Origin of the sequence: Bacteroides sp. 2201st1_D9_2201SCRN_220225, from assembly GCF_040928965.1 — a bacterium.
Classification (GTDB): domain Bacteria; phylum Bacteroidota; class Bacteroidia; order Bacteroidales; family Bacteroidaceae; genus Bacteroides; species Bacteroides stercoris.
The window spans coordinates 12,375-30,901 of sequence record NZ_JBCODG010000009.1 but is presented as its reverse complement, the minus strand read 5'-3'; the positions used below and the strand labels follow the sequence as shown (position 1 = coordinate 30,901).

Here is an 18,527-nt window from a genome sequence, read left to right as displayed (position 1 = left end):
GAAGTTTGTAACATTTCTGTAACATATATGACATTTCCCTGCAACACGAAACACGTTCCTTTGCAACCGGAAATAAAATACATGTTATGGAAACTATCTACTTATGCATTGTCATCTTCCTGTTCGTCCTCGCGGTCTTCGACCTAGTCGTGGGTGTCAGTAATGATGCGGTTAACTTTCTACAATCTGCTGTCGGAGCCAAAGCAGCATCTTTCAAGACGATACTGTTTATAGCAGGTATCGGTGTATTCATCGGCGCTGCCCTCTCCAACGGCATGATGGACATTGCCCGTCACGGTATCTACCAGCCGGAGCATTTTTATTTTGCGGAAATCATGTGCATCCTGTTGGCAGTGATGCTGACAGACGTGGTACTGCTGGATGTATTCAACACCATGGGAATGCCGACGTCCACCACCGTATCCATGGTCTTTGAACTGCTGGGCGGAACCTTTGCCCTCGCCCTCATCAAAGTGTATGGCAGCGATACGCTCGGGCTGGGCGATCTTATCAACACAGACAAGGCATTGTCCGTTATCATGGCGATATTCGTATCCGTAGCCATCGCCTTTTTCTTCGGTATGCTGGTGCAATGGCTGGCACGTATCGTCTTCACTTTCAACTACACCAAAAAGATGAAGTACAGCATCGGTATCTTCGGCGGTATCGCAGCTACTTCCATCATCTACTTCATGCTGATAAAAGGTTTGAAGGACAGCTCTTTCATGACTCCCGAAAACAAGCACTGGATACAGGAGAATACTGCTATGCTCATCGGCTGCTTCTTCGTGTTCTTCACCATATTGATGCAGGTGCTGCACTGGTGCAAGGTAAACGTATTCAAGATAGTGGTTCTTCTGGGTACCTTCGCCCTCGCCCTCGCCTTTGCCGGCAACGACTTGGTGAACTTCATAGGTGTGCCCCTTGCCGGTTACTCCTCTTTCATCGACTATACGACCAACGGCACTGCCGCAGGTCCCGACGGCTTCCTGATGACCTCACTGCTCGGCCCTGCCAAAACGCCGTGGTACTTCCTTATCGGTGCGGGCGCCATCATGGTATATGCGCTGTGCACATCCAAGAAAGCACACAATGTAATCAAGACTTCCGTCGACCTCTCTCGCCAGGACGAAGGTGAAGAGAGCTTCGGCAGCACTCCCATAGCACGTACACTGGTACGTTTCAGTATGACGATAGCCAACGGACTTTCCAAAGTGATGCCCGAAAGCGGCAAACGCTGGATTGAGACCCGTTTCCAAAAGGACGAAGCCATCATTGCCGACGGTGCGGCGTTCGACTTGGTACGTGCCTCCATCAATCTGGTACTTGCCGGCCTGCTCATTGCCCTGGGTACTTCACTGAAACTCCCGCTCTCCACCACTTACGTTACTTTCATGGTGGCTATGGGTACTTCCCTTGCCGACCGCGCCTGGGGACGCGACTCCGCCGTATTCCGTATCACCGGCGTACTGAGCGTTATCGGCGGCTGGTTCATCACTGCCGGAGCGGCGTTTACCATCTGTTTCTTCGTTACCTTCGTAATTCATTTCGGAGGTACAATCGCTATCATCGCCCTTATCGGTCTGGCAGTATTCATGCTGATACGCAGCCAGGTAATGTACAAGAAGCGCAAAGAGAAGGAAAAAGGAAACGCTACCATCAAGCAACTGATGCAGAGCACGGACAACATGGAGATTCTGGAATTGCTGCGCAAGCACACCCGTGAGGAATTGGGCAAAATACTGGAATTTACGGAAGATAACTTCGAACGCACCGTCACCGCTTTCCTGCACGAAAACCTGCGCGGACTGCGCCGGGCAATGGGTTCCGTGAAGTTCGAGAAACAACTGATTAAACAGATGAAACGTACCGGTACGCTTGCCATGTGCCGCCTGGACAACAATACGGTGCTCGAAAAAGGACTTTACTACTACCAGGGCAATGACTTTGCCAGCGAACTGGTATATAGTGTGGGACGTCTTTGCGAACCGTGTCTGGAGCATATCGACAATAACTTCAAACCGCTCGACACCATCCAGAAAGGCGAGTTTGCCGATGTAACGGAAGACATCGTTTACCTGTTGCAGGTGTGCCGCCACAAGCTGGAGAACAACAACTACAATAACTTCGAAGAAGATATACACAAAGCCAACGACCTGAACGGCCAGCTCGCCCACCTGAAACGCGAAGAGTTACAGCGCATTCAAAGCCAGTCCGGCAGCATTAAGGTAAGCATGGTGTATCTGACGATGATACAGGAAGCACAGAATATTGTGACCTACTCCATCAACCTGATGAAGGTGAGCCGAAAATTCCAGGCGGAAGAGTAAGGACATTCCTTTATCAACCGAAAGTTAAGCGATATACATTTTGCTAAGAGGCTGTCAAAACTAAAATGAGCCTCTGAAAAGTTACAGATTGTAATTATAACCTTTAAAAGGGCCGTATCAAACTCCACTTTGAGAGTTATGATACGACCCTTTTCTGATTCTTTCAGAATGTGCAAATTTCAAGTTAAAAGTTTATCTCCTCAAAATTGAATTTTGACACACTCCCTGTTTTCTTCCATAGAGTGCCGGAGCCTATTTCAGCCCCATTTTCTCCGCCCGTTGCAGCATAAACGCACGGGCTGCTTCATACTCATTGGGAATGACGCCGTCCAATATGGCATCCTTGATAGCACTCTTCAATGCACCCACTTGCTGGCAGGGGGGAAGATTGAATGTTTTCATAATCTCCTCACCGCTGACAGGAGGCTGGAAGTTACGGATACGGTCGCGCTCTTCCAAGTCCTTCAGTTTCTGACGCACCAGTTGGAAGTTGTTCAGAAAGCGCTGCTTGCGCTCCATATTCTTGGAAGTGATATCGGCCTCACACAAGGTCATGAGGTCGTCTATATCATCGCCAGCCTCAAACAGCAGGCGACGTACGGCCGAGTCGGTCACCACATCATCCGCTATCACTATGGGACGCATGTGTAGCCCTACCAGCTTCTGCACGTATTTCATCTTCTCATTCATGGGAAGCTTCATTCTCCGGAAGATATCGGGTATCATCTTCTCGCCGATGAAGTTATGGTTGTGGAATGTCCATCCGGCACGAGGTTCCCAGCGTTTGGTCGCTGGTTTGGCTATATCGTGCAGAAGGGCTGCCCAGCGCAGCCAGAGGTTATCGGTCTTTTTGCTGATATTATCGAGCACTTCGAGCGTATGGTAGAAGTTGTCCTTATGCGCTCTGCCATTACGGGTTTCAACGCCTTGCAAGGCAACCAGTTCCGGGAAGATGAGCTGCAACAGGCCCGAACGGTCCAAGTCTATAAATCCTTTGGACGGAACGGGAGAGAGCAGAATCTTGTTCAGCTCGTCTGCAATGCGCTCTTTGGATATGATGGAGATGCGCTCTTTGTTGCGGCATAAGGACTCGAACGTATCATCGTCGATATAGAAATTCAGTTGGGTGGCAAAGCGGATACAACGCATCATGCGCAGAGGGTCGTCGCTGAAGGTTATGTCCGGGTCGAGCGGCGTGCGGATGGTCTTCTCCTTCATGTCCGCCATGCCGCCGAAGGGGTCTACCAACTCGCCGTAACGCTGACTGTTCAGGCAGACCGCCAAGGCATTGATAGTAAAATCCCGGCGGTTCTGGTCGTCTTCCAGCGAGCCGTCCTCAACAATCGGTTTGCGCGAATCGTGCGTGTAGGACTCTTTACGTGCACCCACAAACTCCACTTCCGTGCCGTGATACTTCAACTGCGCCGTCCCGAAATTCTTGAAAACAGAAAGATGCGCGCCGCGCCCCAAACGCCTGGCAAGCGCCTCGGCCATTGCAATGCCGCTGCCCACTACTACCACATCGATGTCTTTGGAAGGACGCTGCAGGAATATGTCGCGCACGTAGCCGCCGACTACGTAGCACTCCAGTCCCAATTCATCCGCTGTTTCGGAAATCCGCTTAAATATGCTGTCACTGAAACGCTGCTTCAGTTCTTCTGTCGTCAATTCAATCATTTGTCAATAAATCATTTTGAGGGTGCAAAGATACGGATATTATTTTTTATTTTTGCCCCCACTAACATCAAGAATGAAAATTATGAAGAAAGCAGCATTCCTTGCGTGCCTCTGCTGCACGCTCTTCTCTTGCAGCAATGTAGAGAAAAAAGCAGGAGAGAAACTCCAGGCAGCCCGCGAAGCGTTTGAACGCGGAGATTACAGCGAAGCGAAGATTCAGATTGACAGCATCAAGATACTCTATCCGAAGGCCTTTGAAACACGCCGCGAGGGTATCGGACTAATGCAGCAGGTGGAACTGAAAGAACAGGAGAAAACGCTGGTCTACCTCGACAGTATGCTCCAGGAAAAACAAAAAGAGGTGGATGCCATCAAGAAGAATTATACTTTCGAGAAAGATGCCGAATATCAAAAAATCGGCAATTACCTGCATCCCTCACAAGTAATAGAAAAGAACCTGCACCGCTCTTACCTGCGTTTTCAGGTAGATGAAACCGGAGTGATGAGCATGACTTCCATCTATTGCGGCCCGCATAACATCCATCACCTCGCAGTGAAAGTCACCGTACCCGACGGCAGTTTTGCCGAAACCCCGGCTTCCAAAGACAGCTATGAAACGACCGATTTGGGCGAGAAGATAGAGAAAGCGGACTATAAGCTGGGCGAAGACGGTAATGTAATCGCTTTCCTCAATCTGAACAAAGACAAGAATATCCGCGTACACTATCTTGGCGAACGTTCCTATGCCACTGTCATGACACCGAACGACCGCAAGGCGGTGGCAGCTGTCTATGAACTGGCGCAACTGCTGTCTTCCATCACGGAAATCAAGAAGAATATGGAAGAGGCCAACCTGAAGATTGAGTTCGTAAAACGCAAAATGCAGGAAAGAGAAAGTAAGAAGACGGAGTAACAAATCTGAAGATATGCCGGTTACGCACTATTCAGGGTACTATTTTTAGGCACGGATTACGCAGAATTACGCGGATTACACGGAAAAAGAATAAAATAAATCCGTGCAATCCGCGTAATTCTGCGTAATCCGTGCCTAAAAAAACATCAATCACTACCCAACACCCTTCTCCTATAGATTAGGATTCGCATTCGTCTCCTTTTCCGGAATGGCATACAAATAATACACACTGTTCGGCACAAACTTCGTTCCGTCGGGAAAGGAAGTAAACCAATGACCTTCGGGGTTATATTCCCTATAAGTATCTCCCTGCTGCCAGCAATCGTACGTTTTCTCCGCTTCCTCCTTCGTCAACGGCATGCGTTCTACCGAACGTTGCGTACGGAGAATATCGGTAATGCCGAATCCCTCACCCCACAATTCGCGGCGGCGTTCCAGCAGAATATCATCGACAAGCCGTTCCTGCGTCTTGCCTGCCAGATCATAATCGGCAAGTCCGCGGGCATTACGCAATGTGTTCAACGGCTTCACGGCTTCCTCCAACCGTCCTTCACGAGCCAGTGCTTCCGCAGCTATCAGATACATCTCGGCGGAACGCATCACGACGATATCACCGGTCTGGTCGGCACGGATGCGGAACTTGCGATAACCCAAATAGCCTTCGCGCATCCACTGGAACAGCTCCAGACGGATATCCCCCGCTTCGAAAATGTCCTTAAAATGCGGGTCGGCCATAAAACTGTTATACGCATCAGGGGTCACCACATCAATATAATAGAAATTATAACTGGCGTCGGACTGACTCACAGATTGGGGATGCCCCCACATCCATTCGGTATTGGATATGTCGTTAAAGCCCATATACGTTTTGGCATCCGTCATCAAAGTATATCCTTCAGCCGCCTCAAGTGCAGCCCCGGCGGCTTCATTCCATTGTCCGGTAAGCAAACAGGCACGTGCCAGCAATCCGTTGACAACGCTTACATCCGGCTTGAACTTGGATTTATCGTCCGGACGGACATACCCTTCAAGAAGCTCCTTAGCCTTATTCAGGTCTTTGAATATCTGCGTATATATCTCTTCCAGGGTAGCCTTCCCTTTGGGCTCTGTCGTAGAGGCGGTAGGTTCCGTATAAAGAGGAACAGCCGGTGCGGAAGGGTCTTTCAGGTAAGTAAACTGGTAGTGCTGAGCCAGATGCAGATAACAGAAAGCCCGCAAAGCGTAGGCTTGCCCCTGGGAATGGCGGAAATCGGCCGTATTATCATCACCGGTCGCGGTAATGGAAATGGCGGTATTGCAATTGTCAATAGTCTTGTACATCAGATACCAGGCAAATGCGGTGCGGTTGTTGGCCGGCATCCCCACATCGTTAAACTGGTAGGATGAGTTGAAACCATACATTGGACGCGACACCACATCGTCCGCCATCATGTCGTCCTGCAACATCAGGGCACGATAGCCGATATTGGCATACGTACTGCTGTACTCAAACAAGTTATACCATGCACCGTTGAAGATACGTCCGGCATTGGAAGGTACGGGGACGATCCCCGAATCTACGGCGTCCGTAGGTTTGTTGTCGAGAAAGTCTCCGCTGCACGAGGACAAGACGGATAATAATCCCACTGCGAGGATTGCTGTATTTTTAAGGAAAGTATTCATTGTTAACAGTGATTTAGAATGAAACATTAAGCCCGCCCGAAATGGAACGCATGGCAGGATAACGGTAATAGGTCAGTCCTGTGATGCCCTGCTCCGGGTCCAGTCCCTGATTCTTGGAGAAAGTCAGCAGGTTGTCCGCCTGTACAAAAAGTTGCAGGCTGTTCAGGCTGATTTTCTTTATCAACGGCTGCGGGAAGTTGTAGGACAGCGTGATGTTCTTCATCCGCAGATACGAATTGTTGAACAGATTGCGGGTGGAGTTGGAGTTCCAGTTATTGGACACTGTTTTCAAGGCCGGCACGTCCGTGTAGCGGTTTTCCGGCGTCCAGCGTTTCAGTATCTCGGTAGACCAGGCACGTCCCGGATTGCTTCCGTTGCTCCACAGCATCGTAATGTCACGGTCTACGATATAACCGCCTATGCTGTAGGCAAAGATGGCGGACAACTCAAAGCCCTTGTATGAGAAAGCGGTGTTGAACCCGCCATACACCTTAGGGAGCGAGGATTTGTCCACATAGTAATAATCAGCCTGAGCATAGTCATTGGTGGTGGTGCGTCCGGTGATATTGCCCTGCTCATCCTTCACGTTCTTATACCACAGCGGGTCGCCGTTGTCCGAGTCTACCCCTGCCCATTCGCGCAGATAGAAGTCATAGACCGAACGCCCTTCCTTCAGGCGGGTAACTCCGGTAACGGGCATGTCTTTCAGCGGAAGGTCGGTCACCACGTTCTTGTAGTGCGTAAGGTTGACTCCCATACGCCACATAAAGTCACGGGTGTGTATAAGCGTTCCTTTGAGGTCTATTTCAAAGCCCGTATTCTTTAAAGCACCTATATTCTCGTCCATAGAAGTATAACCCAGGGAAGTTGCCAACGGACGGGAATACAGCAGGTCTTTGGAACGGCGCTGGAAGAAATCGAACGAACCGGAGAAACGGTTATCGAACAATGAAAAGTCGATACCTACATTGAGGTTGAGGTTAGTCTCCCATTTCAAATCGGGCGTTGCAAGACGGTCGGACACCAAAGCATTCTCACCTGCCTGTGAAACGATAGAATACAGTCCGCTGCTGGCATAATACGTACCCAGGTTGTCATTGCCCTGCGCGCCATAACTGGCTTTTAAGGTCAGGGCGGAAAGCCAGTCGGCGGTATTCTGCATGAACGCTTCGCGGTCTATGCGCCACGAAGCTCCCAACGACCAGAAATTGCCCCAGCGTGTACCCGGTGCGAAACGCGAGGAACCGTCGCGACGGTAGGAAGCGGAGAAGAAATACTTGCTCCGGTAGTCATATTGGGCATTGATAAGATAGCCTAACAGTGAATAATCGATGCGATAGCCCGTGCCTGCGGTTACAAGCGAACCGACAGCCAGTTCCGGCATATCGGGCACAGCCATGTTGCTTCGTGCCGCCTGCAACACATCGTAACGGTAAGAGTAAGCCTCTTGTCCGGCAAGGATATTGAAGTGGTGCTCGCCGAAAGTCTTATCGTAGGTCACGATATTATTCCATGTCCATGAGAAGGTACGGGTATATTCGCGGCTTGCTCCACCGCCCGTATTGACGGCAGGGCCAATTTTGGGATTGGTATAATCCAGCGTATTGTAGTCTATCAGGTCGAAGTTGAAGCTGGTCTTGAATTTCAACCCTTCAAGGAAAGTGACCTCAAGGAAAGTACGTCCGGAGAACTCGTCCCGCATACGCTCGGATTTATCATTGGGTAAGGTTGCAGGCAGGTTCCAGTTGGCTGTAGCGCCCGACGGCCGGTAGGAACCGAAGTCGTAAATCCGCTTTCCTTCCGAGTCGAGTTTGTATGTGCCGTCGGCATTCATCTCATACACAGGATAAAAATCGGGCATTAGACGTCCGGCGTTAATGACATTGCTCGTTTTGGCATCGGACGAAACCGGATAGTTCTGTATGGAGTGGGCATAGCTCATATTCACACCGCCGCGCAACCAACGGGTTATCTCGCTCGAAATGTTGGAACGCAAGTTGAAGCGTTGGTAGCCGGACTCAAGGGCAATACCCTTGTCGTTCAGATAGCCGGCCGAGAAATAGTACTGGTTGGTCTTTCCGCCACCGGAAACATTCAATCCGACTTCCGTACGCAATGCCTGTTGTTCCATTTCCTTCTGCCAGTCCACATTCCAAAGCGGAGTAGCGCCGGCAAGCAGTTTGCCGTCCGTACCTACAGGTTGCGGATAGTTGGGTCCGTAGGGATTAGGGCCGCCGCCCATCAGCTTGCCTACCAGGTCTTTCGAGGCTTGGGCAGCTGCGGTCTGCGGAGTATATTTATCCGAATTCAGAGCATATTGGTTGCGCAAAGCTTCCCAATAGAGTTCGAAGTACTGATTGGTTCCAACACGGTCGTAATCGCGGATAGCCCGGTTGGAACCACCGAAGCTGGCATTGATGCTGACCGTGGTTTTCGAGTCGGTATGTCCCTGCTTGGTAGTTATGATAATGACACCGTTGGCTCCCCGCGAACCGTAGAGAGCAGCCGAAGCGGCATCTTTCAGTACCGTCAGCGAAGCTATATCTTCCGGATTAATGGAGTTGATGCTACCGTCGAAAGGGACGCCGTCCACCACATAAAGCGGGGCGCTCGACGCATTGATAGAGCCGATACCGCGAATACGTATTTCGGCATCCGTACCCGGCTGGCCGCTGGGAGCACTTGCCTGAAGTCCGGAAACCGTACCTTCGAGCGCACGCGACACATTGGACACCTGCATCTTGGCAATCTCGCTCCCCTTTACCGTGGAAGCCGCTCCCGTAAAGCTATACTTCTTGGCAGTGGCATAAGCCACTACCATTACCTCATCCAGTTGTTCGCTGTCCGGAAGCAATTCCGCATTGACAACTGTGCGTCCATTGACTTTCTGTTCTGTAGTTTTCAGTCCGATAAAGCTAAAGACCAGCGTACCGTCCGCCGGTACGGTAAGGGTATATTTCCCGTCAACGTCAGTTACCGTTCCGTTGTGAGTACCTTTCACCAATACCGATGCTCCCGGCAAAGGTTCTCCTTCCGACATCACAACGCCCGATACACGGATATCACCGTCTGCTGAAGCCTGTAATGCTGCCACGAAGAATATAAACAGTGATATTAACAAAAAGCGCAGTTTACTATTCATTCCGTTAAATTTTGGTTAGACTTCATTAACAAAAGAATAGAAATTTTGTTCAGAACCTGCTTAATTTTTGTTCAGCATTCTTTAGAGAATTCTTTGTGAGGATGTTTTTCTGTCTTTATGAGGAGTATAGCAAGCTATATAACTCTTTAATCAAAATATAAACAAGCCCTAAGATACAGTTATCTTTTCATTGCGGAAAGCCTACCATTCCAGTCGGGGAAGGTAACTGCTCAAGCAGTTGCGCAAGGTGCTCAATGTAATGGGCTTTACCAATACTTCCGAAGCACCGCTCTTTATGGCATTTTCACGGTCGGTAGAGAAAGCATAGGCCGTTTGCATGATAACAGGCAATGTTCCGCCTTCCCGGCGTATAATTTGCGTAGCTTCCAAACCATTCATTACAGGCATCTTAATATCCATCAGTATTGCATCCGCCCTGTCACGGTATTCACGAAACAAAGAGACAATCTCCTCACCGTTCTTCGCCCACATTATCTCACACTTTCTCCCTATAATAGCCTTTATCAACTTAAAGTTACTATCATCGTCTTCCGCAACAAGGATGAGCGGACGGTAATCTACCGATTGATTATCGATTTCCATAACCTGTATTATTGTTTGTCCGAGACAAAGGTATAAAAAATAATATATTTGCATTATCTTTGCACCTTATTTTTAAAAACGACATAATGATTTCTATTGACGGACTCGCCGTAGAATTCGGCGGCACAACCTTATTCAGTGACATATCCTTCGTAATCAACGAAAAAGACCGTATCGCCCTCATGGGAAAGAACGGAGCCGGAAAAAGTACATTACTTAAAATACTCGCCGGAGTGCGGCAGCCCACCCACGGCAAAATCTCCGCACCGAAAGATTGTGTCATCGCCTATCTGCCCCAGCATCTGATGACAGAAGACGGACGTACCGTCTTTCAGGAAACGGCACAGGCCTTTGCCCACCTGCACGAGATGGAAGCAGAGATAGACCGCATGAACAAGGAACTGGAGACCCGTACCGACTATGAAAGCGACAGTTACATGGAGCTTATCGAACAGGTGTCTGCCCTAAGCGAGAAGTTTTATGCCATCGATGCCACCAATTACGAAGAGGACGTTGAAAAGGCATTGCTCGGCCTCGGATTCACCAGAGAGGACTTCAACCGCCAGACAAGCGATTTCAGCGGTGGCTGGCGCATGCGCATCGAGCTTGCCAAACTGCTGCTGCAAAAACCTGACGTACTGCTGCTGGACGAGCCTACCAACCACCTCGACATCGAGTCCATCCAATGGCTGGAAGAGTTCCTTATCAACAATGGGAAAGCCGTCATCGTCATCAGCCACGACCGCAAATTTGTGGATAACATCACGACCCGTACCATTGAAGTGACTATGGGACGAATCTACGACTATAAAGTAAACTACTCCAAATACCTGGAGCTCCGCAAAGAGCGGCGCGAACAGCAACAAAAGGCATACGACGACCAACAGAAGTTCATCGCCGAAACCAAAGAATTCATCGAGCGCTTCAAGGGAACCTATTCCAAAACCCTGCAAGTGCAGAGCCGCGTCAAGATGCTGGAAAAGCTGGTGCTTCTGGAAGTGGACGAAGAAGATACTTCGGCATTGCGGCTGAAATTCCCGCCCTCGCCGCGCTCCGGCAATTATCCGGTGATTATGGAGAACGTAGGAAAGACATACGGCGACCATGTCGTGTTCAAGAATGCCAACCTCACTATAGAGAGAGGCGACAAAGTGGCTTTCGTAGGCAAGAACGGCGAAGGTAAGTCCACATTGGTAAAATGTATCATGGGAGAAATAGAACACGAAGGAACGCTTACCATCGGACACAATGTACAAATAGGCTATTTCGCCCAAAACCAGGCATCCTTGCTGGATGAGAACCTGACCGTATTCCAAACCATCGACGACGTAGCCAAAGGAGAAATCCGCAACAAGATTCGCGACCTGCTGGGAGCTTTCATGTTCGGCGGACCGGAAGAGTCCATGAAGAAAGTGAAAGTGCTGTCCGGTGGCGAGCGCACACGCCTTGCCATGATTAAGCTGCTGCTGGAACCCGTAAACCTGCTAATTCTGGACGAGCCTACCAACCACCTGGACATGAAGACCAAAGATATTCTGAAACAGGCACTCATGGACTTCGACGGTACACTGATACTTGTGAGCCACGACCGTGACTTCCTGGACGGACTGGTGAGCAAAGTGTACGAGTTCGGCAACAAGCGGGTGACCGAGCACCTGAGCGGCATCTATGAATTCCTCGAGAAGAAGAAAATGGATTCGCTTCGCGAACTGGAACGGTAAACTTTCATTAACTTACTTCCCGCAACAAACAAACAGTTCCTATTGTTTCATTGCCACAAATTCCTAATTACGAATGAAATGAAACAATATGACGCTATCATCATAGGGTTCGGCAAAGGCGGAAAACTGCTGGCTGCCGAACTCGCCAACCGCAACTGGAAAGTGGCAATCATCGAACGTTCTCCGCAGATGTACGGGGGAACATGTGTGAATGTAGGGTGTATACCCACCAAAGCGCTGATTTACGAATCGGAACAGGCCGAACGGCTCTACCGGGACGACTACGGCAATCAGGCCAAATATTATGCACTCGCCATAAGGCGGAAAAACAAGCTCGTATCATTCTTGCGGGACAAGAATCACGAGCGTATCAAGGAGCACCCCAATATTACGTTGTATGACGGTACGGCATCTTTTGTATCCGACGATACGGTAAAGGTCGTCTCGCACGATAAAAAGGAAATTCTCCTTAAAGGAAAGGAAATTTTTATCAATACGGGAGCTACCCCTATCCTGCCCGCCGTGAAAGGAATCGACGCAAGCAAGCATGTATTCACCAGCGAAACGCTACTCCAACAGAGCAAACTTCCCGGACGCCTGCTCATTCTCGGCGCCGGCGCTATCGGAATGGAGTTTGCCACCATGTATGCGGGGTTTGGAAGCAAAGTCACGTTACTGGAAACGGGCAGCCGCTTTATGCCCAAAGCCGACCGGGACATTGCGGAATCCATGCTGGAATCTCTGAAAAGGAAAGGCATCGAGATACGTTTGAACGCCTATGCCCTGTCCGTATACGACACTGCCGATGGCATAACATTGACCTATACGGACAATTCCGACAATACCCCCTATTTTTGGGAAGGAGACGCACTGCTGCTTGCCACCGGACGCAGACCGATGACCGACGGCCTCAACCTGCACGCAGCCGGCATACGGACCGACACCCGGGGAGCTGTCATCGTCAATGAACATCTTCAGACCACCGCCCCGCATATATGGGCTATGGGAGACGTAAGAGGCGGAGCCTTGTATGACTATTTATCCCTGGATGATTTCCGCATTATCACCAACCGGTTGTTCGGCAATAAAAAGCGAAAGACCGATGACAGGATTCCGGTTCCATATGTCATTTTTACAGATCCGCCGTTGGCGCATATCGGCATGACCGAAGAGGAAGCCGTAAAACGCGGTTATTCGCTTCAAGTGTCCCGGTTGCCGGCTGCCGCCATACCGCGTGCCCGTACCTTGCAGCAGATAGACGGTATGATGAAAGCCATTGTCAACGCACATACGGGACGCATAATAGGCTGCACCCTGTTTTGTATCGATGCGCCCGAAGTCATTAATTTAGTATCGCTTGCCATGAAGAATGATTTGCATTACAGCATTCTGCGGGATTTCATCTTTACGCATCCCAGTATGAGCGAAGGATTAAATGATTTATTCAAGGCTTTTTAGCATCTTGGGTTTGGCAGTTAAGTGATTAACTTCTATCTTTGCGACCAATCAAAGAGAGAGGGATGAAAACGAAAAGGTACATTGCATACTTTCTGTTCTTCATCAGCATGATTATGCTGATAGTACCTGTCATTCCTCATCATCACCACGAAGACGGCATAATCTGCATGAAAAACGACCTGCCGTCCGACGGGTGCTGCCAGCATCAGGGCCCTTGCAGCGAACATTGCTGCTGCGACACCGGATGCATGACCACCCATTTCTTCCAACAGACACCCAACTCGGACAACAGTAACCTACATCCGTGTTTCGTGTGGGTGAACACATTATTTACCGAACCGCTTCTCAAACTCCTGGCTCTGCCCGAGGAAACGGGTATCAGGCAAGAGTTTGTCTACCTGGAATCTCTTCACGGCACGTTCATCACACGTGCCACAGGGCTTCGTGCGCCCCCTTCCGTCCTTGCTTGACCGATAGTTGCCGGAAACGGTTATCCTGCCGGCACAGGAATGTATGCAACCCGGTTGCACCGACCATTCTCTAATTTTGCATTTCCAAACAAGTAAGGACAAAAACAATTATCATGAAGAAAATTCTATTCATGGGAGTCATAGGATTATTCCTGTTAGGCTCCTGCAACAGCAAGTCCGGTGAAGGACACAATCACGAAACGGAAGAACACGCCCATGCGGGACATGACCACGAAGGGCACGACCATGAAAACGAAGGTCCCGGACACCACCATGACGACGGACACCACCACGGTGAGGAAACCGTTGCCGCACATAGCGACGAAATCATATTGCCCCCGGCCAAAGCGCAGGCTGCCGGAGTAGCCGTAAGCACCATCGAACCGGGCGTTTTCAATCAGGTGATTAAAACCAGCGGGCAGGTTATGGCCGCACAAGGCGACGAAAGCGTTGCCGTAGCTACCGTGGCAGGTGTCGTTTCTTTTTACGGAAAAGTCATAGAGGGCATGAGTGTCGGCAAAGGTACTCCCCTCGTGGTGCTTTCGTCCAAGAATATGGCGGACGGCGACCCCGTACAAAGAGCGCGCATCGCTTACGAAACAGCCCGAAAAGAGTATGAACGGATGAAAGAACTTCTCCCCAATAAAATCGTTTCGGAGAAAGACTTTGCTCAAGCCCGACAGACGTATGAGAATGCCCGTATCAGCTATGAAGCCGTTGCCAAGAACCATTCGGCCCAAGGACAGGCGGTAACCTCTCCCATCAGCGGATACGTGAAAAACCTGTTGGTAAAGGAAGGCGATTATGTAACCGTGGGACAGCCGCTCGTAAGCATCACTCAAAACCGCAGACTGTTCCTGCGCGCCGATGTTTCGGAAAAATACTATCCGTATCTCCGCACCATCGGTTCCGCCAACTTCTGCACTCCCTACAACAATAAGGTATATACACTGAAAGACCTGAACGGCCGCCTGCTCTCTTACGGAAAGGCATCGGGCGACAACGGTTATTATGTGCCCGTCACTTTTGAATTCGACAACAAAGGGGATATCATTCCCGGCTCATTTGTCGAGATATTCCTGCTCTCCTCGCCTATGGAGAACGTTATTTCACTCCCCCATACGGCTCTGACCGAGGAACAAGGCAGCTTCTTCGTATACCTGCAAGTAGATGAGGAAGGATACAAGAAACAACTGGTCACTCTTGGAGCCGATAACGGCGAACGGGTACAAATCCTTTCCGGAGTCAAGGCAGGCGACAAAGTGGTGACTCAAGGCGCTTATCAGGTGAAACTTGCAGGCGCTACCAATGCAATTCCGGCACATAGCCACGAACACTAAACAGTACAGTCATGTTAAACAAGATAATACATTTCTCTCTTCAGAACCGCATACTGGTGCTGGTGGCATCGGTACTGCTGCTGATAGGCGGTACGTATACCGCAATGCACACAGAAGTGGATGTGTTTCCCGACCTGAATGCGCCAACCGTGGTTATCATGACCGAAGCCAACGGTATGGCAGCCGAGGAAGTGGAACAGTTGGTTACTTTTCCTGTTGAAACGGCTGTAAACGGTGCTACGGGAGTACGCCGGGTACGTTCTTCTTCCACCAACGGGTTTTCCGTTGTATGGGTTGAGTTCGACTGGGAAACGGATGTCTACCTGGCACGCCAGATTGTAAGCGAGAAACTGGCGGTTGTCAGCGAGTCCCTTCCCTCCAATGTAGGCAAGCCTACGCTTGGCCCGCAATCGTCTATCTTAGGCGAGATGCTGATTGTAGGACTTACCGCCGACTCGACTTCCATGCTCGACCTGCGCACCATAGCCGACTGGACTATCCGTCCGCGCCTTCTTTCTACCGGCGGCGTGGCGCAAGTTGCCGTACTGGGCGGCGACATCAAAGAGTATCAGATTCAACTCGACCCGGAACGGATGCGGCATTATGGCGTAACCCTTACCGAAGTGATGAACGTTACGCGTGAAATGAATCTGAACGCCAACGGCGGAGTGCTTTATGAATACGGAAACGAATACATCGTGCGCGGTGTCATCTCCACCGACCGGGTGGAGCAACTGGCAAAGGCTGTTGTCAAATTGCAGGACGGCAGTGTCCAGCCCGCAACGTCCAATGCTCCGTATTCCGCTTCCCCCATTTTGCTGGAAGACATTGCCGATGTACGTATCGGAGCCAAACTGCCGAAGCTGGGTACGGCTTCCGAACGCGGCAAGCCCGCCGTACTGCTGACCGTAACCAAGCAACCCGCCACAAGCACGCTTGAACTGACCGACAAACTGGAAACATCCCTCAAGGACTTACAGAAGAACCTGCCGCCCGATGTAAAAGTCAGCACCGATATTTTCAGGCAAAGCCGCTTTATAGAAAGTTCCATCGGCAACGTACAGAAATCACTGTTTGAAGGCGGTATATTCGTTGTTATCGTACTGTTCCTGTTCCTTGCCAACGTACGGACTACCGTAATCTCATTGGTGACGCTTCCCTTGTCACTGATAGCTTCGCTGCTGGCGTTGCACTATATGGGATTCACCATCAACACAATGAGCCTCGGCGGTATGGCAATCGCCATCGGTTCGCTGGTGGACGATGCCATTGTCGATGTGGAGAACGTATACAAACGCTTGCGGGAGAACCGGATGAAACCGGAAGCGGAACGCCTGCCGATACTGGAAGTTGTATTCAACGCTTCCAAAGAAGTGCGTATGCCTATCTTGAACTCCACGCTCATTATCGTGGTAAGCTTCGTTCCTCTGTTTTTCCTGAGCGGCATGGAAGGCCGTATGCTTGTGCCTTTGGGCATTGCCTTCATCGTGGCATTGGCAGCTTCTACGGTTGTGGCACTGACGGTGACACCTGTATTGTGCTCCTACCTGCTGGGCAAAGAAAAGATAAAAGACGAAAAGCGTTCCACCGGCGATTCGCCCGTAGCACGCAAGATGAAAGAGTGGTACGGTGCAGCGCTTGCTTTTGTGCTGGGTCATAAGAAGAGCGTATTGGGCGGAACCATCGGTCTGTTTGCAGTGGCGCTTGCCTGCTTCTTCACATTGGGACGCTCGTTCCTGCCGCCGTTCAACGAAGGTTCGTTCACAATCAACATATCATCCCTGCCGGGCATTTCACTGGAAGAGAGCGACAAGATGGGACATCGTGCCGAAGAACTACTGCTTTCCATCCCCGAAATACAAACCGTAGCCCGCAAGACGGGACGTGCCGAACTGGATGAACATGCCTTAGGCGTGAACGTATCGGAAATCGAAGCTCCGTTCGAGCTGAAAGACCGTTCGCGCAGCGAGCTGGTGGCCGATGTACGTGAAAAGCTGGGTACGATTGTAGGCGCCAATGTGGAAATCGGCCAGCCTATCAGCCACCGTATCGATGCCATGCTGTCGGGTACGAAAGCCAATATAGCCATTAAGCTGTTCGGCGACGATTTGAACCGCATGTTCGCTTTGGGCAATGAGATAAAGAATACCATTCAGGACATTCCCGGCATTGCCGACCTGAACGTGGAGCAACAGATTGAACGTCCGCAGCTTATCATCGCTCCCAAACGGGAAGTGCTTGCCAAATACGGCATCTCCTTGCCGGAGTTTTCGGAGTTTGTCAACGTATGCCTTGCCGGCGAAACCGTATCCCAGGTATATGAAAAAGGAAAAAGTTTCGACCTCACCGTACGCGTAAAGGATGATTTGCGGGATGAGATGGAAAAGATACGTAACCTGATGCTCGATACTGGCAACGGACAAAAGATACCGCTGAACTATGTAGCGGAAGTACGCTCGGCAATGGGACCTAACACTATCAGCCGCGAGAACGTGAAACGGAAAATCGTAATCTCCGCCAACGTTGCCGACCGCGACCTGCGCAGCGTGGTAAACGACATACAAGAGCGTGTGGACGCCTCGATAAAACTGCCGGAAGGCTATCACATCGAATACGGCGGCCAGTTTGAAAGCGAACAGGCTGCAAGCCGCACGCTGGCTTTGACTTCATTCATGTCTATCGTAGTGATATTCCTGCTGCTGTACCATGAGTTCCGTAGCGTAAAGGAAAGTGCGATTATCCTTATTAACCTGCCTTTGGCACTGATTGGCGGTGTATTCGCCCTGCTCGTCACAACGGGCGAAGTCAGTATTCCGGCTATCATCGGCTTTATTTCGCTCTTCGGTATCGCCACCCGAAACGGTATGCTGCTCATCAGTCATTACAACCACTTGCAGCAGGAAGAGGGATACGGTGTGTACGACAGCGTGATACGCGGTTCGCTGGACCGTTTGAATCCTATCCTGATGACGGCACTGTCCAGTGCGCTTGCATTGATTCCGTTGGCACTCAGCGGCGACCTGCCCGGTAATGAAATACAAAGTCCCATGGCAAAAGTTATTCTGGGCGGATTGCTGACTTCCACTTTCCTGAACGGTTTCATCATTCCGATTGTCTACCTGATGATGCACGGAAAGAAAGAAGAGATGCATCCGTAATGACTCCGGACAGCCATCCCGTTATAACGATCAATAAAAAACTTAATAACAGA

11 protein-coding genes are annotated in these 18,527 nt (G+C 50.3%); 7 read left to right on the top strand and 4 right to left on the bottom strand.

The genetic code is table 11. The features are described 5' to 3' along the window. Positions 1–86 precede the first annotated feature (86 nt). Complete coding sequence (locus tag AB5903_RS04395) at positions 87–2,330, top strand: inorganic phosphate transporter (RefSeq protein WP_016661769.1); 2,244 nt, start codon at positions 87–89, stop codon at positions 2,328–2,330. A gap of 252 nt (positions 2,331–2,582) precedes the next feature. Here the strand turns inward: AB5903_RS04395 and AB5903_RS04390 are convergent, their stop codons facing one another. Next, a complete protein-coding gene (locus tag AB5903_RS04390; RefSeq protein ID WP_005657121.1) occupies positions 2,583–4,007 on the bottom strand; it encodes a CCA tRNA nucleotidyltransferase in 1,425 nt (474 codons plus the stop codon). A gap of 82 nt (positions 4,008–4,089) precedes the next feature. Between AB5903_RS04390 and AB5903_RS04385 the strand changes: the two genes are divergently transcribed. Beyond that, the gene (locus AB5903_RS04385; RefSeq protein ID WP_175455993.1) at positions 4,090–4,920 is read left to right on the top strand and encodes a hypothetical protein; all 831 of its coding nucleotides are present in this window, start codon (positions 4,090–4,092) and stop codon (positions 4,918–4,920) included. A gap of 171 nt (positions 4,921–5,091) precedes the next feature. Here AB5903_RS04385 and AB5903_RS04380 read toward each other — a convergent pair whose 3' ends face one another. The 3 genes from AB5903_RS04380 to AB5903_RS04370 all read right to left on the bottom strand — a co-directional run bounded on the left by AB5903_RS04380 (position 5,092) and on the right by AB5903_RS04370 (position 10,327). Then, positions 5,092–6,582, bottom strand: coding sequence for a RagB/SusD family nutrient uptake outer membrane protein (locus AB5903_RS04380; RefSeq protein ID WP_016661771.1), 1,491 nt, complete (start codon positions 6,580–6,582; stop codon positions 5,092–5,094). 13 nt (positions 6,583–6,595) lie between these two features. Further along, positions 6,596–9,724 carry a TonB-dependent receptor gene (locus tag AB5903_RS04375; RefSeq protein WP_005657129.1) on the bottom strand — a complete coding sequence of 1,043 codons (3,129 nt, stop codon included), beginning with the start codon at positions 9,722–9,724 and terminating at the stop codon, positions 6,596–6,598. Positions 9,725–9,925: 201 nt separating this feature from the next. Then, positions 9,926–10,327 (bottom strand): response regulator, encoded by a 402-nt coding sequence (locus AB5903_RS04370; protein WP_022104055.1) that lies wholly within the window; start codon positions 10,325–10,327, stop codon positions 9,926–9,928. Between the two features lie 86 nt (positions 10,328–10,413). On the opposite strand from AB5903_RS04370, the gene AB5903_RS04365 reads away from it, so the two are divergent. The 5 genes from AB5903_RS04365 to AB5903_RS04345 all read left to right on the top strand — a co-directional run bounded on the left by AB5903_RS04365 (position 10,414) and on the right by AB5903_RS04345 (position 18,474). Beyond that, positions 10,414–12,048: an ABC-F family ATP-binding cassette domain-containing protein gene (locus AB5903_RS04365; protein ID WP_005657133.1), complete on the top strand. Its 1,635-nt coding sequence runs from the start codon at positions 10,414–10,416 to the stop codon at positions 12,046–12,048. Positions 12,049–12,126: 78 nt separating this feature from the next. Further along, positions 12,127–13,506 carry an FAD-dependent oxidoreductase gene (locus AB5903_RS04360; RefSeq protein ID WP_005657135.1) on the top strand — a complete coding sequence of 460 codons (1,380 nt, stop codon included), beginning with the start codon at positions 12,127–12,129 and terminating at the stop codon, positions 13,504–13,506. Positions 13,507–13,568: 62 nt separating this feature from the next. Next, positions 13,569–13,976 (top strand): DUF6769 family protein, encoded by a 408-nt coding sequence (locus AB5903_RS04355; protein WP_016661773.1) that lies wholly within the window; start codon positions 13,569–13,571, stop codon positions 13,974–13,976. 113 nt (positions 13,977–14,089) lie between these two features. Beyond that, the gene (locus AB5903_RS04350; RefSeq protein WP_118086298.1) at positions 14,090–15,316 is read left to right on the top strand and encodes an efflux RND transporter periplasmic adaptor subunit; all 1,227 of its coding nucleotides are present in this window, start codon (positions 14,090–14,092) and stop codon (positions 15,314–15,316) included. Positions 15,317–15,327: 11 nt separating this feature from the next. Continuing rightward, positions 15,328–18,474 (top strand): efflux RND transporter permease subunit, encoded by a 3,147-nt coding sequence (locus AB5903_RS04345; RefSeq protein WP_368117669.1) that lies wholly within the window; start codon positions 15,328–15,330, stop codon positions 18,472–18,474. Positions 18,475–18,527 lie beyond the last annotated feature (53 nt).